Source organism: Pseudomonas bubulae (assembly GCF_900618535.1).
Lineage (GTDB): Bacteria > Pseudomonadota > Gammaproteobacteria > Pseudomonadales > Pseudomonadaceae > Aquipseudomonas > Aquipseudomonas bubulae.
Genome location: NZ_UYJA01000001.1, coordinates 1122214 through 1136064, shown reverse-complemented (window position 1 = coordinate 1136064; position 13851 = coordinate 1122214). Strand labels below are relative to the sequence as shown.

The following is a 13851-nucleotide window of genomic DNA, read 5'->3' as shown; positions in this document are numbered from 1 at the left end:
CGCAAGAAATCATTGCGCGTGATAGTGGTCATTGATGTCGATGAGGTGTCAGTCAACCACCTGATCGAGCATGTGCATCACTTCCTGATCACTCAGCAGCCCTTCGCGAACCAGGTGCTGGGTCAGCAGGGAGAGCAGTTTGGCGGTGCGGTGACCTTCGAGCTGCTTGAGCTCGGTCAGAGTGTTGTACACCTTGCTGGAGGTGCAGAGCCCGACGATATGGTGCGGGTTTTGTGTAGGCATAAAGGTCGTCCTTGTTTTTATGAATGTGCCGATTGTTGCGCCAGCCAAGCTGCATGATGCCGCAGTCCGGGGCGTTACGGTGTCTTGTCCGCGACATTCACATGATCTATCCGGACCTGCCGGCAGCTGTCCAAGCCTGCCGGCTGCCAGCACCGGTTACCAGCGCGGCGGGCCGTAGTAACCCCGTGGCGGACCGTAGTACACCGGTTGCGGTCGACCGTAGTAGCCCTGATAGTAAACGGGCTGGGGCGGCTGGACATACACCGGTTGCGGTTGGTAATAAACAGGTGGGGCCTGTACGTAAACCGGCTGTGGCTGCACATACACCGGTTGCTGCACATACACCGGGCGCTGTTCGTGGCCAGCGATAACCGAGCCAACCACCGCGGCACCCACCACCGCGCCAAAAATTGCAGGCCCGGGGCCCCAGCCACCATGGGCCGATGCCTGCCCTGCAACAGCCAGGGTGCCGATAAGCAAAGCGATTTTGGGGATGCTACGCATCATGACGATTCCTCGAATTCCCGCCCCGACGATTCGGCCTGCACCAGACCGCAGTTAAACCCGGGGATAACATTAAGACCGTATTTATTTTAAAAACTGCGAAGCGTCCGGGTAAATTTTGTGTAAGGTCTGCGGGCGCTGAGACGATTCAGCGTTGGCGCTCCACTATGATCCAACAAAACTCCCGGTACGGCTTGTGCCGTCCATCTAAAAGCATTCAGCAAGGAGATGAGCATGCAAATGAATCCGGACAAAGACACCCGACTGTGCATATCGTTGTCGGGTCGACCGGGTAATTTCGGGCTGCGTTTTCATAATCATCTATACGAACAACTGGGCTTGAACTTTTACTACAAGGCCTTCAGCAGCAAGGATCTGGCGGGCGCAGTGACCGGTATCCGGGCATTGGGCATTCGTGGTTGCGGCGTGTCGATGCCGTTCAAGGAGGCCTGCATCGAGCTGGTGGACGAACTGGACACGTCAGCCCGGGCCATTGCCTCGATCAACACCATCGTCAACACCGACGGCCACCTCAAGGCCTATAACACCGACTACATAGCCATTGCCCAACTGCTGGACAGCCATAAAGTACCCAAAGACACGACCTTTGCCCTGCGCGGCAGTGGCGGCATGGCCAAGGCGGTGGCATCGGCCCTGCGCGATGGCGGTTATCGCAATGGCCTGATCGTTGCGCGCAACGAGGCAACAGGGGCGGCGCTGGCGGCAAGTTGCGGTTATGAATGGCAGCCTGAGCTGGGCGAGCGCAGGCCGCACATGCTGATCAATGTTACACCTGTCGGCATGGCGGGCGGGGCCGAGGCCGATGATCTGGCTTTCGAGGCAGATGCCATTGATCGTGCGGATATTATCTTCGACGTGGTGGCGATCCCGGTTGAAACACCCCTGATCGTGCGCGGTTGTGCCCAGGGCAAGCAGGTCATCACCGGGCTTGAGGTTATTGCCATTCAGGCCCTGGAGCAGTTTGTGCTGTACACCGGTGTGCGGCCCACCGCCGAGCAGTTCCAGGCGGCCGTGGCATTCGCGCGCAGCTGATGGCGATTGGGGGCGAGTGAGCTCGCCCCCAAAACGCTTTTACTCCAGCTCTGCCAGACGGGCTTCGAGGGCTGCAATGCGCGCCTCAAGGGCTTCGAAACGCTCTATCGAGACTGCCTGCGCGCTTGAGCGTTCTGCAGGTTGCTGGCGTGCAGTCATGATGGTTTCGATATCGGCCGGGTCGCCCAGGGCGTGCATGTAACGGTCTTCGCGTTGGCCGCTCTGACGCGGTACCAGCAGGGCCAGATCACGGGCAATCAGGCGTTCAAGCTGATGCTGGACCTGTTCGGTGTCTTCAAAGTCGTGCATGCGCGAACTGCGGGTCAGCAACTCGTTGAGGGTTTGCGGCCCCCGCAGAAAAAGCAGGCCCAGCAACACCACTTGCGCAGGCACCAGCTCCAGCGCCTTGTCGACCTTGTGTTCCCAGCGATCAGCTCGGCTGCCCATCACCAGGCGGGTAAAACCACGCCCTTCGAGGGCGCGCAGGCTTTGCCCGACCTGGCCCTGGGTCAGGTTGAGCACCGGCTCGCGGCTGGTTTTCTGGTTGCACGCCAGCACCAGGGCATTGAGCGTCAGCGGGTAGGTTTCCGGGTTGGTGACCTGTTTCTCGATTAGGGAGCCGAGAATACGGATCTCGGTACTGTTGAGCAGAGGTCCTGCGTCAGCATCGTTTGGTACCTGTTCTGAGAACTGATCAGCGGGAACGTCCATTTTCATCTCCAATTTGAGTAACCGTTGCCAGCGACCATTGTGGTGTTTTTTGCGCGGTAGAGCGACTGGCATCTAGCCCCGTCTGTGGCAGAGAGTCTTTTTGCGTGTCAGCGGTTAACCACTTTGGCAGGCAGCGCGATCACCAGCAGGCAGCTCACTAGCAGGCAACTGGCGAAGAACCACAGCGCGCCGGAACTGCTGCCCGTTACGTCGATGGCGATACCCATCAGGGAATTGCTCACCAGCCCTGCGATATTGGCCAGCGAACACGCGAGGGCGAAGCCGGTAGCGGCAGCACGGCCCTTGAGAAAGGTGGCCGGCAAGCTGAAAAACACCGGTACGGCGCCAATGATGGCGGCCGAGGCAATGGCAAACAGCAAAACGATCACAAGCAGGTTGTCGCTGAAAAAAGTGCTGGCTGCCATCGCGGCCGCGCCAATCACAAAGGGCACAATGATATGCCAGCGGCGTTCTCGATAGTGGTCGCTGCTGGCGCCAATCATCAGCATGCCGATCAGGGCTGCAACGCTGGGCAGGGCGGTGAGCAGGCCAATATGGAAGTTGTCGGCCACACCGGCGTTACGGATAAACGTCGGCATCCAGAATGCCATTGCGTAGGCGCTAAGCAGGATGGAGAAGTCGATACCCCCCAGCATCCAGATCTTGAGGTTAAAGAACCCGTCGCGAAAACTGTGCTTGCTGTTCTGGCCTTCGGCGTTGTCCTGGTGCAGTTGCTGTTCCAGTAACGCTTTTTCGTCGGCGTTCAGCCATTTTGCCGTGTGATGGCTGTCTGGCAGAACCCAGAAGGTCAGGATGCCCAGCAATACGCTGGGGATCGCCTCAAGCACAAACAGCCACTGCCAGCCGCGCAGCCCCGCCGTATTGTCGAAGGCGACCATGATCCAGCCCGACAGTGGCCCGCCAACGACACTGGACAGCGGCATGCCGATCATAAACAGGGCAATGATGCGGCCCCGTCGCTGGGTCGGGAACCAGGTGGTCAGGTAATACAGCACCCCGGGCAGAAAACCGGCTTCGGCCACCCCCAGCAGAAAGCGTACAACATAGAACTGGGCAGGCGTGGTGACCAGCAGGGTGCAGGCCGAAAGCAGGCCCCAGCTGATCATGATCCGGGCTATCCAGACCCTGGCGCCGACTTTCTCCAGAAGCAGATTGCTGGGTACCTCGAACAGGATATAGCCGACAAAAAACAGCCCCGCCCCCAGGCCAAATGCCGTTTCGCTGAACTGCAGGTCACCTAGCATCTGCAATTTAGCGAAGCCGATATTGATCCGGTCCAGATAAGCGGCCAGATAACAGAAGCAGAGAAAGGGAATGAGTTTGCGGGTGATTTTGCGATAGAGCGCCTGGGTCGGGTCCGCTGCTGGAACTGTAGAGGGATGAGCAGAGGGCATATGGGTGTCCAGGGGCTGAGCTTGGGGTTGATCTTCATACACCAGATGGGCGCTGGCGTGTCTATAATCGGCGCACATTGCATTCCTGCCCACAGACTGTCGAGACTTCCATGACTATCTCTCTGTACGCCGCTTCCGTTCCAGTGTTCAAACAAATGCTCAACGCCCTGAGCGGTGTGCTGGCCAAGGCTGAAGCTCACGCAACGGCCAAGAACATCGACCCGAGCGTGTTTTTGCAGGCGCGCCTGGCCCCGGACATGTTCCCGCTGGTGCGTCAGGTGCAAATCGCCGTTGATTTCACCAAGGGTGTTTCGGGCCGTCTGGCTGAAATCGAATTGCCAAAATATGACGACAGCGAAGTGACCTTTGCCGACCTGCAAGCCTTGATCAGCAAAGTGCTGGCGTTTGTCGACGGGATCAAGCCAGAGCAAATCGATGGCAAGGAAGGCATCGAAATCATCACCCGTCAGGGCACGCCTAAAGAAAAACGCTTCACTGGTCAGGCTTACCTGCTGACCTACGGCCTGCCGCAGTTCTTCTTCCATGTGACCACGGCTTACGCGATCCTGCGCCACAATGGTGTTGAGATCGGCAAGCGTGACTACATGGGTGCGTTCTAATCAAGCGCACTGTGTCAGCGCCTTGGTCATTCAGACCTACCGGGTTGTAAGCATCGCAGGCAAGCCAGCTCCCACAGATTCATTGACACCCTCAACGCCAGGTGCTGACCTGATCCACTGTGGGAGCGGGCTTGCTCGCGATGGCAGCGCCCCGGTTATTTAGACATACCGGGTTGCAAGCATCGCAGGCAAGCCAGCTCCCACAGGTTCATTGGCACCCTCAACGTCAGGTGCTGGCCTGATCCACTGTGGGAGCGGGCTTGCTCGCGATGGCAGCGCCCCGGTTATTTAGACAGACCGAGTTGCAAGCATCGCAGGCAAGCCAGCTCCCACAGGTTCATTGGCACCCTCAAGGCCAGGTGCTGGCCTGATCCACTGTGGGAGCGGGCTTGCTCGCGATGGCAGCGCCCCGGTTATTTAGACAGACCGGGTTGTAAGCATCGCAGGCAAGCCAGCTCCCACAGGTTCATTGGCACCCTCAACGCCAGGTGCTGGCCTGACCCACTGTGGGAGCGGGCTTGCTCGCGATGGCAGCGCCCCGGTTATTTAGACAGACCGAGTTGCAAGCATCGCAGGCAAGCCAGCTCCCACAGGTTCATTGGCACCCTCAACGCCAGGTGCTGGCCTGATCCACTGTGGGAGCGGGCTTGCTCGCGATGGCAGCGCCCCGGTTATTTAGACAGACCGAGTTGCAAGCATCGCAGGCTTACCCGCCCCACATGGCCTCAACCTTGTTGCAGGGGCTTGTCTTCCTGGGCCATGCAGGCCGCAGCCGTAAACAGGACGTCGGTAGACGAATTGAGCGCGGTTTCTGCGGAGTCTTGCAGGATGCCGATAATGAAACCCACGGCTACCACCTGCATGGCAATCTCGCTCGGGATGCCGAACAGGCTGCACGCCAGCGGAATCAACAGTAGCGAACCGCCCGCCACACCCGATGCGCCGCAGGCGCAAATGGCTGCAACCACACTCAGCAAAATAGCAGTCGGAATATCGACCGCAATCCCCAGTGTATGCACGGCAGCCAGGCTCAACACGGTGATGGTAATCGCCGCGCCCGCCATATTGATGGTGGCCCCCAGCGGGATGGACACCGAGTAGGTGTCTTCATGCAGGCCCAGACGCTCGCTCAACGCCATGTTCACCGGAATGTTGGCCGCCGAACTGCGGGTGAAAAACGCGGTAATCCCGCTTTCGCGCAGGCACAGAAATACCAGCGGATACGGGTTGCGACGCAACTTCCAGAACACAATCAGCGGATTGACCACCAGCGCCACAAGCAGCATGCAGCCAATCAACACTGTGAGCAGGTGCAGATAACCCAGCAGGGCACCGAAGCCCGAAGAGGCGAGGGTGGCAGCCACCAGGCCGAAAATGCCCAGCGGTGCAAAGCGGATAACTACGCGCACGATCAGGGTGACACCGTTGGACAGGTCATTGAGTACGGTGCGGGTAGTGTCGCCGGCATGACGAATGGCAATGCCCATGCCGATGGCCCACGCCAGGATGCCGATAAAGTTGGCATTCATCAGTGCGCTGACCGGGTTGTCGACCACACTCAACATCAGGCTTTGCAGTACCTCGCTGATACCCCCGGGGGCGGTAATGGCGATGTTCTCGGTGGCCAGTACCAGATTCGACGGGAACAGCATGCTGGCGATAACGGCCACGACAGCAGCAGCAAAGGTGCCGAACAGGTACAGAACCAGAATCGGGCGGATATGGGTTTCCTGGCCGTGCTTGTGGTTGGCAATCGAGGCCATGACCAGTACAAACACGAGAATCGGCGCAACGGCTTTCAAGGCGCTGACGAACACCTTGCCGATAAAGGCCACCGAAAGCGCTGCCGAGGGCGCAAGCCATGCCAGCAAAATACCTGCAATCAGACCGATCACAATCTGGGTTACCAGGCTGGTGCGCATGAGCTTTTGCAGCAGGGTAGGTGGAGCGTCAGTCATAAAGGTTTCTCTAGTTGTTCTGGGTAGCGCATTGAAAAACTGTGGGGCGATCGGCGGCAAACGGGCAGGCTGATCGACGCAAGTCGGCGGGATACGAACTTTATCATAGACGTGTAGGTGCTTTCCTACGCAGGGGCAATCTGCCACATCCGTGGTTGAACTTGTTTCGGGTTACATCGCTTCAAGGTGAAGCATTCTGTTACCATTGCTCATCCCCCACTTTTCTTCAAATCAGCGGGCCTTTCGGGCTTTCGCTGGCCTCGTTGTCTCTGGAGTTATTCATGCTGTTGCCCATCCTGCTGCTGTCTGCGGCCGGCTTTACCGTGCTCACCACCGAATTTGTCATCGTCGGCCTGCTGCCTTCGATAGCCCGCGACTTGGAGGTCAGCGTGCCCCAGGCCGGTTTGCTGGTGACCTTGTTCGCCTTTACGGTCGCTGCCCTCGGGCCGTTTTTGACCGCCTACTTTGCGCGTTTTCAGCGCAAGCGCCTGTTTATCTCGATTTTGCTGATGTTCGCCTTCGCCAACACCGTGGCGGCGCTGGCGCCGAACATTTGGGTGATGGCTTTTGCGCGGCTGCTGCCGGCATTGGGGTTGCCGGTGTTTTGGGCTCTGGCTAGCGAAACGGCGGTGGATATCGTAGGCCCGGATTACGCCGGGCGGGCGATTGCCAAAATCGGGTTCGGCATCGTTTGTGCGACGGTATTTGGCATTCCTGTAGGCACCCTGATCTCGGATGCTTGGGGCTGGCGCAGTGCCTTCGGTATTCTGGCGGTGGTCGCCCTGGCCAAGGCGCTGTTGCTGTGGATCTATTTACCTGTCACCCGGGCAGTGAAAGAAAGCGTCACCCTGAGTTCGCAGTTTGCCCTGCTGCGCAGCCCATTGATGATTGGCCATATCGTGTTGTCCGTTCTGGTGTTCAGCGGCATGTTTACGGCCTACACCTATCTGGCCGATATTCTTGAGCGCCTGGCAGGCTTTGACGGCACGCTGGTGGGGTGGTGCCTGATGGGCTTTGGCGCCGTAGGCCTGATCGGCAACTCGTTGGGCGGGCGCATGGTGGATCGCCATCCGCTGATCGCCTCGATGGTGTTTTGTGCCTTTATGATCGGCGGCCTGGTGGCGCTGGTGCCGAGCATTCACTCAACCCTGGGCCTGGCGGCGGCCATGGGCATATGGGGGGTGACCCAGGCGGCCATGTTTCTGGTCAGCCATGTGCGGCTGATGAAAGTTGCCCCCCATGCCCCGGCATTTGCCGCGTCGCTGAACATTGCCGGGGCCAATCTGGGGATCGGCCTGGGTGCGATGGTGGGGGGGCGGGTAATCGATAGCTATGGCCTGGATAACCTGGGGTTTGCTGCCGCCGGGTTTATCCTGGTATCGATTCTGCTGGCGCTGGTGCTGATGACTGCCAAGGCGCCGCCAGTGTGTGCTAGCGCGGGGTAAACAACTCGCGGCGTGCCCCCTCGGTAATCGCAACGATGCCGGGGTGGCGGATCTTGCGCTCCACGGTAATGGCGTAGAAGGATTCGGTGACCGCCTCGGTGTGGCCGATCAGTTCGACATCAAACTGACGCATCACTTCCTGGGCAATCACGCTGGGTGCGATAAAGACGCCGATCCCCGACTGACCAAAAGCCTGCATCAGCGCGCTGTCATCAAATTCCCCCACGATTCGCGGCTGGATCTGCTGCTCGGCCAGCCAGCGCAACAAGCGGCTGCGCAGCATGGTTTCGGGCCCGGGGATCAGTAGCGGCGCGCCTTGCAGGCAATGCGGAAAGTTTTCGGCATAGTCTTGGGCCAGCGTCGCAGTAGCAAAAAAACTGATGCCGCACTCGCCCAGTTTTTGACTGAAACCCTTGATATCCAGGTGCGAAGGCATAGGGCTGTCGGAAATTACCAAATCAAGACGCTGAATAGCGAGGTCCGCGAGTAGCCGGTCAAGCTTGTCTTCGCGACAGGTGATGCGAATCGGTTTATCCAGCTCCATGGTCGGAGCAATCAGGCGGTACACAATCGACTTGGGCACCACGTCGGCCACACCCACTCGAAACAGGATCTGTTGTTCCTTGGGCGCCATGCGCAGCATGCTTTCCAGTTCACTGCCGACCTGAAAGATCTGCTCGGCATAAGGCAGCACCTGGCGTCCGGTCTCGGTCAGCTCCAGTTGGCGTCCGACCCGGCGAAACAACGGCAGGCCATAGGTATCTTCGAGCAGGCTGATTTGCCCGCTGATCGTCTGCGGCGTGAGGTTCAGTTGCTCGCAAGCGCGAACAATGCTGCCGGTCTTGGCCACGACCCAGAAGTAATGCAATTGGCGGTAATTAAGCATCAGCGTCGCAACACTTCGTAAAAACCGAAGTATAGCGTTTAAAAATACGAATTTTCCTGAAGTGTTGGATTCTCTAGAATCCCGCGTTATGCGCAAGCCACTTTGGTGGCTGCCGGTTTAGAGAGGGAAATGACCATGAACATGAAAAAAGCAGCAGTAGCCGTACTGTTATCGGCAGGTTTGCTGGCGATTGCGGGTTGCGACCAGGCTGAAAAAGCCGCGCAACAGGTGCTGAGCAAAACCGCTGAATCCGCTAAACAGGCAATTGATGACACTCACAAGGCTGCGGAGCAAGCGCTCAGCGAAGCCACCGGTGGGCTGATTGAAAAAGAAAAGCCTGAGCAAGAAAAGCAAGATTCATCTAAAGCTATTTAACTGGTCTTACTGCAGAGTCCGAACACACCTATGGAATATCTTTTACAACTGGCTGCCAGCCCCGCAGCCTGGGTCGCTTTAGCCACGTTGATCGTGATGGAAATCGTGCTGGGTATCGATAACCTGATCTTTATCTCGATTTTGACCAACAAACTGCCTGAGCAATACCGCACCAAGGCACGCCGTATTGGTATCGGCATGGCGCTGATCCTGCGTCTGGGCTTGCTGGGTACCATTGCCTACATCGTGCAACTGACCACGCCGGTATTTGAAGTGCTGGGCAAGGCCTTCTCGTGGAAGGACATGATCCTGATTGCCGGTGGTCTGTTTCTGGTGTGGAAGGCCACCAGCGAAATCCACCACAGCATGACTCCGCAAGTGGAAGAAAAAGCCGACAGCGTGTCGTCGAAAGTCACCTTGGGCTTTGCCGCTGCCATCGGCCAGATCCTCATGCTTGACCTGGTGTTTTCCATCGACAGCATCATTACGGCGGTGGGCATGACCGAGCACTTGCCGATCATGGTGATTGCAGTGGTGGTGGCGGTGATGGTGATGTTGCTGGCTTCGGAGCCTCTGGCCAAGTTCATCAACGACAACCCGACCGTAGTGATGCTGGCCCTGGCCTTCCTGATCATGATCGGCATGACCTTGATCGCTGAAGGGTTCGGTGCCCATGTGCCGAAAGGTTACGTGTATGCAGCGATGGCGTTCTCGGCCACGGTTGAAACACTCAACATTGTGGCGCGTCAGATCCGGGAAAGGCGTCAGGCTGCGCTGATCAAGTAAACGCAGGTTGATGTTAAAAAGCCGTCCACTCTCTTTGGGGTGGACGGCTTTTTTGTGGGTTCAATGTGCGCTTGCTGCGCCAGCTACCGGTTTTTCAGGGATATCTTGCGGTTTTGCCTGCACCTGCGGGTGATGATGGCGGCTAATACGCATCAGGCCCCAGAGCATGGCGCCAGCAACGGCCAGCCAACCGGCAATCAGCAGAAAAATAGTGAGTATCGGGCTCATCAGTGCCTCCTTTGCCCCCTACGGGCTCAAACACACGCTAAGCAGATGACAGTCTAGCCTGTGCGATGTTGCAGTCTATTGACCGAAGGTCGTGTAGGGCTAATCGATTCGCTCTATATCAGCCATTGGGCTGTGGCTTAAGGCTATACCTCGCATTATTGGCGCCCTATGATTGACGGTCATGGCGGACTTTGAGGTCTGGCGTTTATTAAGAGCGAGGCAATATGCGGGCAGTGACAGGGGCAAAATCGGCGCGGCTGTGGCTGATGGGGGTGTTTGCGTTAGCGATGGTGGGCTGCGCCAGTGTCGAACCCCCTGAGTTTCGACGCTTGCCAGAACGGGTAGAGCTCAATGGCGTGCCGTTTTTCCGCGGCAATGCCAACCAGGGTGCCCCGCAAATATTGGCGGGCATGCTCAGTGAGCAAAGAGTCCGCATCACCCCCGGACTTTTGGTCAAACCGCTGCAGTTACCGGGTGCCGAAGCCTCATTGCAATCTAATATCGAGCAGCTTGCGGCGGGTTACGGGCTGATGGTGTACCCGCTGGACAAATCCCTGTCTGCGTTGCTGACTCAAGTGGCAGCCGGCTACCCGGTGATGCTGCGATTTAGCGACGGCACCCTGTGGTCCGAGCCGCGCTACGCGATGCTGGTGGGTTACAACCGCGCCAAAGGCACGGTGTTGCTGCGTTCAGGTATGGAGCGTCGGCGGTTGATGGACTTCAGCACATTCGAGTCGGCGTGGAAGGATGCCGGAGGCTGGGCCGTGCTGATTTTGTCTCCGGCCCAGCTACCGGCCAACGTCGACAAGGCCCGCTGGCTGAAAATTGCCAATGAACTGTCCCGCTCGGGCCAGGAGCAGGCGGGTGCAGCAGCGATCAAGACGCTGGAGTCCCACAGGTAAGTTTTGGCAAAAATACCTGTGGGAGCGGGCTTGCTCGCGATAAATTCACCGCGACCTCCCTGACAGTCTGCGGCGATGCCATCGCGAGCAAGCCCGCTCCCACATAGCCACCACAAGAGTTAAAAGCCGAACTTGTCCCGCAAGCTGTAATACCAGGCACCCAAAGCAGTCAGCGGTGTACGCAACAGCTGTCCGCCGGGGAAAGGGTAGTGGGGCAGATCGGCAAACGCATCAAAACGCTCTGCCTGCCCGCGCAGGGCTTCAGCCAGCACCTTGCCAGCCAGATGGGTATAGGTCACGCCATGCCCGCTGCAACCTTGTGAGTAATAGATGTTGTCACCGATACGACCGACCTGAGGCAGGCGTGACAGCGTCAGCAGGAAGTTGCCCGTCCACGCGTAGTCAATTTTCACATCCTTGAGCTGCGGGAAAGCCTTGAGCATTTTCGGCCGGATAATCGCCTCGATATTGGCAGGGTCCCGTGCGCCATACACCACGCCGCCCCCGAAAATCAGACGCTTGTCACCGGACAGGCGATAGTAGTCGAGCAAGTAGTTACAGTCCTCAACGCAATAGTCCTGTGGCAACAGAGTCTTGGCCAGCTCATCACCCAGGGGCTCGGTGGTGATTACCTGTGTACCGCAGGGCATGGACTTGGAAGCCAGTTCCGGTACCAGATTGCCCAGATAGGCATTGCCTGCGACGATAATGAACTTGGCTCGCACCTTGCCCTGGGGGGTATGCACCACAGGATTGGCGCCGCGTTCAATGCGAACAGCGGGGGACTGCTCATAAATGGTGCCGCCCAACGACTCCACGGCAGCGGCTTCGCCCAGCGCCAGATTGAGCGGGTGAATATGCCCGCCGCTCATATCCAGCAGCCCGCCCTGATACTGATCACAGGCAACCACTTCACGAATCCGGCGCTGATCCAGCAGCTCCAGTGACGTATTGCCAAAACGCTCCCAGAGTTTTTTCTGCGCTTCCAGATGGCCCATCTGCTTGGCGGTGATGGCGGCAAACACGCCGCCGTCTTTCAAATCGCACTGGATCTGATACTTGGCCACACGCTCACGAATGATCTTGCCGCCTTCAAAGGCCATCTGCCCCAGCAACTGAGCCTGCTTGGCGCCGACAGTGCGTTCGATGACATCGATATCGCGGCTGTAACTGTTAACGATCTGGCCGCCATTGCGTCCGGAAGCACCGAACCCCACCTTCGCTGCTTCCAGGACCGTGACCTTGAAACCGGCCTCCAGCAAAAAAAGCGCACTCGACAGCCCGGTATAGCCGGCGCCGATAACACACACATCCGTCTCCACCTCGCCCTGCAGGGCAGGGCGCCCAGGGGCTGGATTGGCTGAAGCCGCATAGTAGGACTGGGGATAGGGAGTGTTCGACATTCTGCAGCCTCTGTTTTATATTTTTTACGAGTGAAGCCGATGCTACCTGAGTTGAAAACCGCCCGCCAGCCACTGGCGGCTAAGTGTTTTCGGGTTAAAAATAAAAAATTCGACTATTCATAGGGTTAGCTGCAAAAAAGGTGTTGACACCCCTCCGCAAATCTATAGAATGCGACCCCACAGCAGGCACGTAGCTCAGTTGGTTAGAGCACCACCTTGACATGGTGGGGGTCGTTGGTTCGAGTCCAATCGCGCCTACCAAACAAAATCCGCTCTGCTGGGCGGTCTAGAAGGGCTCACCGAAAGGTGGGCCCTTTTTTGTTGTCTAAGAAAACGTTCACAAATTATAGGCTTCGTTCACACAAGGCAATGTGAACGTGAATTCATGCCTGCCTCTGTTCACACTCTGAATTGTGAATGACTATACCTAACCTATTGATACATAAGGCTTGAGCACTTTCCTGTCTAGGTGGTGGTACGTTCGCAAACTCACTCCCTTGCCCGTTGTTCGTGCCTCACTTGGGCTGGCTACTAACCAACTGAGCTACGTGCCTGCTGTGTCTTAAGCGCCTGCCGGCTGACGCTCTACAGGCCACCCCCTTGTGTTTGTTTCTACGCACACATTGAGGGTTGCTGTTTGAGAATCTGTGCGAGCTAGTCGAGGGGGAGAGCAGGGGGGTATGGGATAGGCTCCTTCTTATGCAATGCACCTCCTGAATTTCTGCTACAAATTAATCATCTAGTGGTTAGTTTAAGGTGGTTGCTATGCTCGGTGGGATATATGCAGCTTGGCGGGGGAAGGCATTTGGGAATCAGGTTGCTGATTTTATTGGTATGCACCGCAGTCTCTATCATGGGGCGATGGAGGAGGGTGGTTGCAATATGCACATGCTAACGCTCTCTCACCTGAAATCTGAAGGGCATGCAGTAGAGGCTGTAGCTCAGGACTCGTGTAAGTTTCTAATTGCTGGGCTAGGGATTATCGAGAGTAAATTCGGGCAGCAGGCGCATATTGACCATGCTAGGGTTTGTGTGATGAATTTGATGGATAACAGTCAATCTTGATTTTTGATGGGTTACATTATATAAAGGGCTTCATAGGCAAGCGGGCCTAGCATAAGCTGAACTGTATGTCTCATTAGGAGGCGCTGTGAAGTGACTAGCGTTATGGCGGAACCTTTAATGGTGTAGTTGTAACAGGAAAGCTAAGCGGACAATGGGAGGATGGTTGGTAGAACTCCCCAGCAAGGCGTGGCTTTATACGCTGGCTTACCCCTTCTGGCTTTGTTAGGAGGGCAGGTTACTGGTAGCTGAACTATCAG

Annotated in this window: 14 protein-coding genes and 1 tRNA gene; 7 read left to right on the top strand and 8 right to left on the bottom strand. The window is 57.3% G+C overall.

What is annotated here, in order from left to right; all coding sequences use genetic code 11:
* Positions 1-48: 48 nt before the first annotated feature.
* The gene (locus PPTH39_RS04990; protein WP_016780355.1) at positions 49-243 is read right to left on the bottom strand and encodes a hypothetical protein; all 195 of its coding nucleotides are present in this window, start codon (positions 241-243) and stop codon (positions 49-51) included.
* 156 nt (positions 244-399) lie between these two features.
* Positions 400-750, bottom strand: coding sequence for a hypothetical protein (locus PPTH39_RS04985; RefSeq protein ID WP_095002284.1), 351 nt, complete (start codon positions 748-750; stop codon positions 400-402).
* A 231-nt stretch (positions 751-981) separates the two neighbouring features.
* Here PPTH39_RS04985 and PPTH39_RS04980 point away from each other — a divergent pair, with 231 nt between their 5' ends.
* On the top strand, positions 982-1800 hold the full coding sequence (locus tag PPTH39_RS04980; protein WP_130871710.1) for a shikimate 5-dehydrogenase: 819 nt from the start codon (positions 982-984) through the stop codon (positions 1798-1800).
* Positions 1801-1839: 39 nt separating this feature from the next.
* Here PPTH39_RS04980 and PPTH39_RS04975 read toward each other — a convergent pair whose 3' ends face one another.
* Together PPTH39_RS04975 and PPTH39_RS04970 are read right to left on the bottom strand one after the other, a co-directional pair.
* A complete protein-coding gene (locus tag PPTH39_RS04975; RefSeq protein ID WP_130871709.1) occupies positions 1840-2511 on the bottom strand; it encodes a YceH family protein in 672 nt (223 codons plus the stop codon).
* A 107-nt stretch (positions 2512-2618) separates the two neighbouring features.
* Entirely contained in the window at positions 2619-3926 is a 1308-nt protein-coding gene (locus tag PPTH39_RS04970; protein ID WP_130871802.1) for an MFS transporter, read from the bottom strand.
* Positions 3927-4036: 110 nt separating this feature from the next.
* Between PPTH39_RS04970 and PPTH39_RS04965 the strand changes: the two genes are divergently transcribed.
* On the top strand, positions 4037-4546 hold the full coding sequence (locus tag PPTH39_RS04965) for a DUF1993 domain-containing protein (protein ID WP_016780360.1): 510 nt from the start codon (positions 4037-4039) through the stop codon (positions 4544-4546).
* 725 nt (positions 4547-5271) lie between these two features.
* On the opposite strand, the gene sstT is transcribed toward PPTH39_RS04965, so the two are convergent.
* Complete coding sequence (gene sstT / locus PPTH39_RS04960) at positions 5272-6504, bottom strand: serine/threonine transporter SstT (RefSeq protein ID WP_095021189.1); 1233 nt, start codon at positions 6502-6504, stop codon at positions 5272-5274.
* 281 nt (positions 6505-6785) lie between these two features.
* Between sstT and PPTH39_RS04955 the strand changes: the two genes are divergently transcribed.
* The gene (locus tag PPTH39_RS04955) at positions 6786-7949 is read left to right on the top strand and encodes an MFS transporter (RefSeq protein ID WP_095018959.1); all 1164 of its coding nucleotides are present in this window, start codon (positions 6786-6788) and stop codon (positions 7947-7949) included.
* Here PPTH39_RS04955 and nhaR read toward each other — a convergent pair.
* Positions 7936-8835 carry a transcriptional activator NhaR gene (gene nhaR, locus PPTH39_RS04950; protein WP_095002289.1) on the bottom strand — a complete coding sequence of 300 codons (900 nt, stop codon included), beginning with the start codon at positions 8833-8835 and terminating at the stop codon, positions 7936-7938. The two genes, PPTH39_RS04955 and nhaR, sit on opposite strands and share 14 nt — an antisense overlap.
* 135 nt (positions 8836-8970) lie before the next feature.
* Here nhaR and PPTH39_RS04945 point away from each other — a divergent pair, with 135 nt between their 5' ends.
* Both PPTH39_RS04945 and PPTH39_RS04940 read left to right on the top strand, forming a co-directional pair.
* Complete coding sequence (locus PPTH39_RS04945) at positions 8971-9210, top strand: hypothetical protein (RefSeq protein ID WP_095002448.1); 240 nt, start codon at positions 8971-8973, stop codon at positions 9208-9210.
* A gap of 30 nt (positions 9211-9240) precedes the next feature.
* Positions 9241-9996 carry a TerC family protein gene (locus PPTH39_RS04940; protein ID WP_095002290.1) on the top strand — a complete coding sequence of 252 codons (756 nt, stop codon included), beginning with the start codon at positions 9241-9243 and terminating at the stop codon, positions 9994-9996.
* Positions 9997-10056: 60 nt separating this feature from the next.
* On the opposite strand, the gene PPTH39_RS23510 is transcribed toward PPTH39_RS04940, so the two are convergent.
* The gene (locus tag PPTH39_RS23510) at positions 10057-10224 is read right to left on the bottom strand and encodes a hypothetical protein (protein ID WP_165446485.1); all 168 of its coding nucleotides are present in this window, start codon (positions 10222-10224) and stop codon (positions 10057-10059) included.
* 224 nt (positions 10225-10448) lie between these two features.
* Here PPTH39_RS23510 and PPTH39_RS04935 point away from each other — a divergent pair, with 224 nt between their 5' ends.
* Entirely contained in the window at positions 10449-11126 is a 678-nt protein-coding gene (locus PPTH39_RS04935; RefSeq protein WP_130871708.1) for a peptidase C39 family protein, read from the top strand.
* A gap of 119 nt (positions 11127-11245) precedes the next feature.
* Here PPTH39_RS04935 and PPTH39_RS04925 read toward each other — a convergent pair whose 3' ends face one another.
* Positions 11246-12529 (bottom strand): NAD(P)/FAD-dependent oxidoreductase, encoded by a 1284-nt coding sequence (locus PPTH39_RS04925; protein WP_130871707.1) that lies wholly within the window; start codon positions 12527-12529, stop codon positions 11246-11248.
* A gap of 184 nt (positions 12530-12713) precedes the next feature.
* On the opposite strand from PPTH39_RS04925, the gene PPTH39_RS04920 reads away from it, so the two are divergent.
* Positions 12714-12790 (top strand) — tRNA-Val (locus PPTH39_RS04920).
* The last annotated feature ends 1061 nt before the right edge of the window (positions 12791-13851 follow it).

Bases quoted from the DNA above. Each gene is read 5' to 3' on its own strand.
- PPTH39_RS04925 (WP_130871707.1), bottom strand. From the start codon at position 12,529: ATGTCGAACACTCCCTATCCCCAGTCCTACTATGCGGCTTCAGCCAAT.
- PPTH39_RS04980 (WP_130871710.1), top strand. From the start codon at position 982: ATGCAAATGAATCCGGACAAAGACACCCGACTGTGCATATCGTTGTCG.
- PPTH39_RS04985 (WP_095002284.1), bottom strand. From the start codon at position 750: ATGATGCGTAGCATCCCCAAAATCGCTTTGCTTATCGGCACCCTGGCT.
- PPTH39_RS04975 (WP_130871709.1), bottom strand. From the start codon at position 2,511: ATGGACGTTCCCGCTGATCAGTTCTCAGAACAGGTACCAAACGATGCT.
- PPTH39_RS04970 (WP_130871802.1), bottom strand. From the start codon at position 3,926: ATGCCCTCTGCTCATCCCTCTACAGTTCCAGCAGCGGACCCGACCCAG.
- PPTH39_RS04945 (WP_095002448.1), top strand. From the start codon at position 8,971: ATGAACATGAAAAAAGCAGCAGTAGCCGTACTGTTATCGGCAGGTTTG.
- PPTH39_RS04990 (WP_016780355.1), bottom strand. From the start codon at position 243: ATGCCTACACAAAACCCGCACCATATCGTCGGGCTCTGCACCTCCAGC.
- PPTH39_RS23510 (WP_165446485.1), bottom strand. From the start codon at position 10,224: ATGAGCCCGATACTCACTATTTTTCTGCTGATTGCCGGTTGGCTGGCC.
- PPTH39_RS04940 (WP_095002290.1), top strand. From the start codon at position 9,241: ATGGAATATCTTTTACAACTGGCTGCCAGCCCCGCAGCCTGGGTCGCT.
- PPTH39_RS04955 (WP_095018959.1), top strand. From the start codon at position 6,786: ATGCTGTTGCCCATCCTGCTGCTGTCTGCGGCCGGCTTTACCGTGCTC.
- PPTH39_RS04935 (WP_130871708.1), top strand. From the start codon at position 10,449: ATGCGGGCAGTGACAGGGGCAAAATCGGCGCGGCTGTGGCTGATGGGG.
- nhaR (WP_095002289.1), bottom strand. From the start codon at position 8,835: ATGCTTAATTACCGCCAATTGCATTACTTCTGGGTCGTGGCCAAGACC.
- sstT (WP_095021189.1), bottom strand. From the start codon at position 6,504: ATGACTGACGCTCCACCTACCCTGCTGCAAAAGCTCATGCGCACCAGC.
- PPTH39_RS04965 (WP_016780360.1), top strand. From the start codon at position 4,037: ATGACTATCTCTCTGTACGCCGCTTCCGTTCCAGTGTTCAAACAAATG.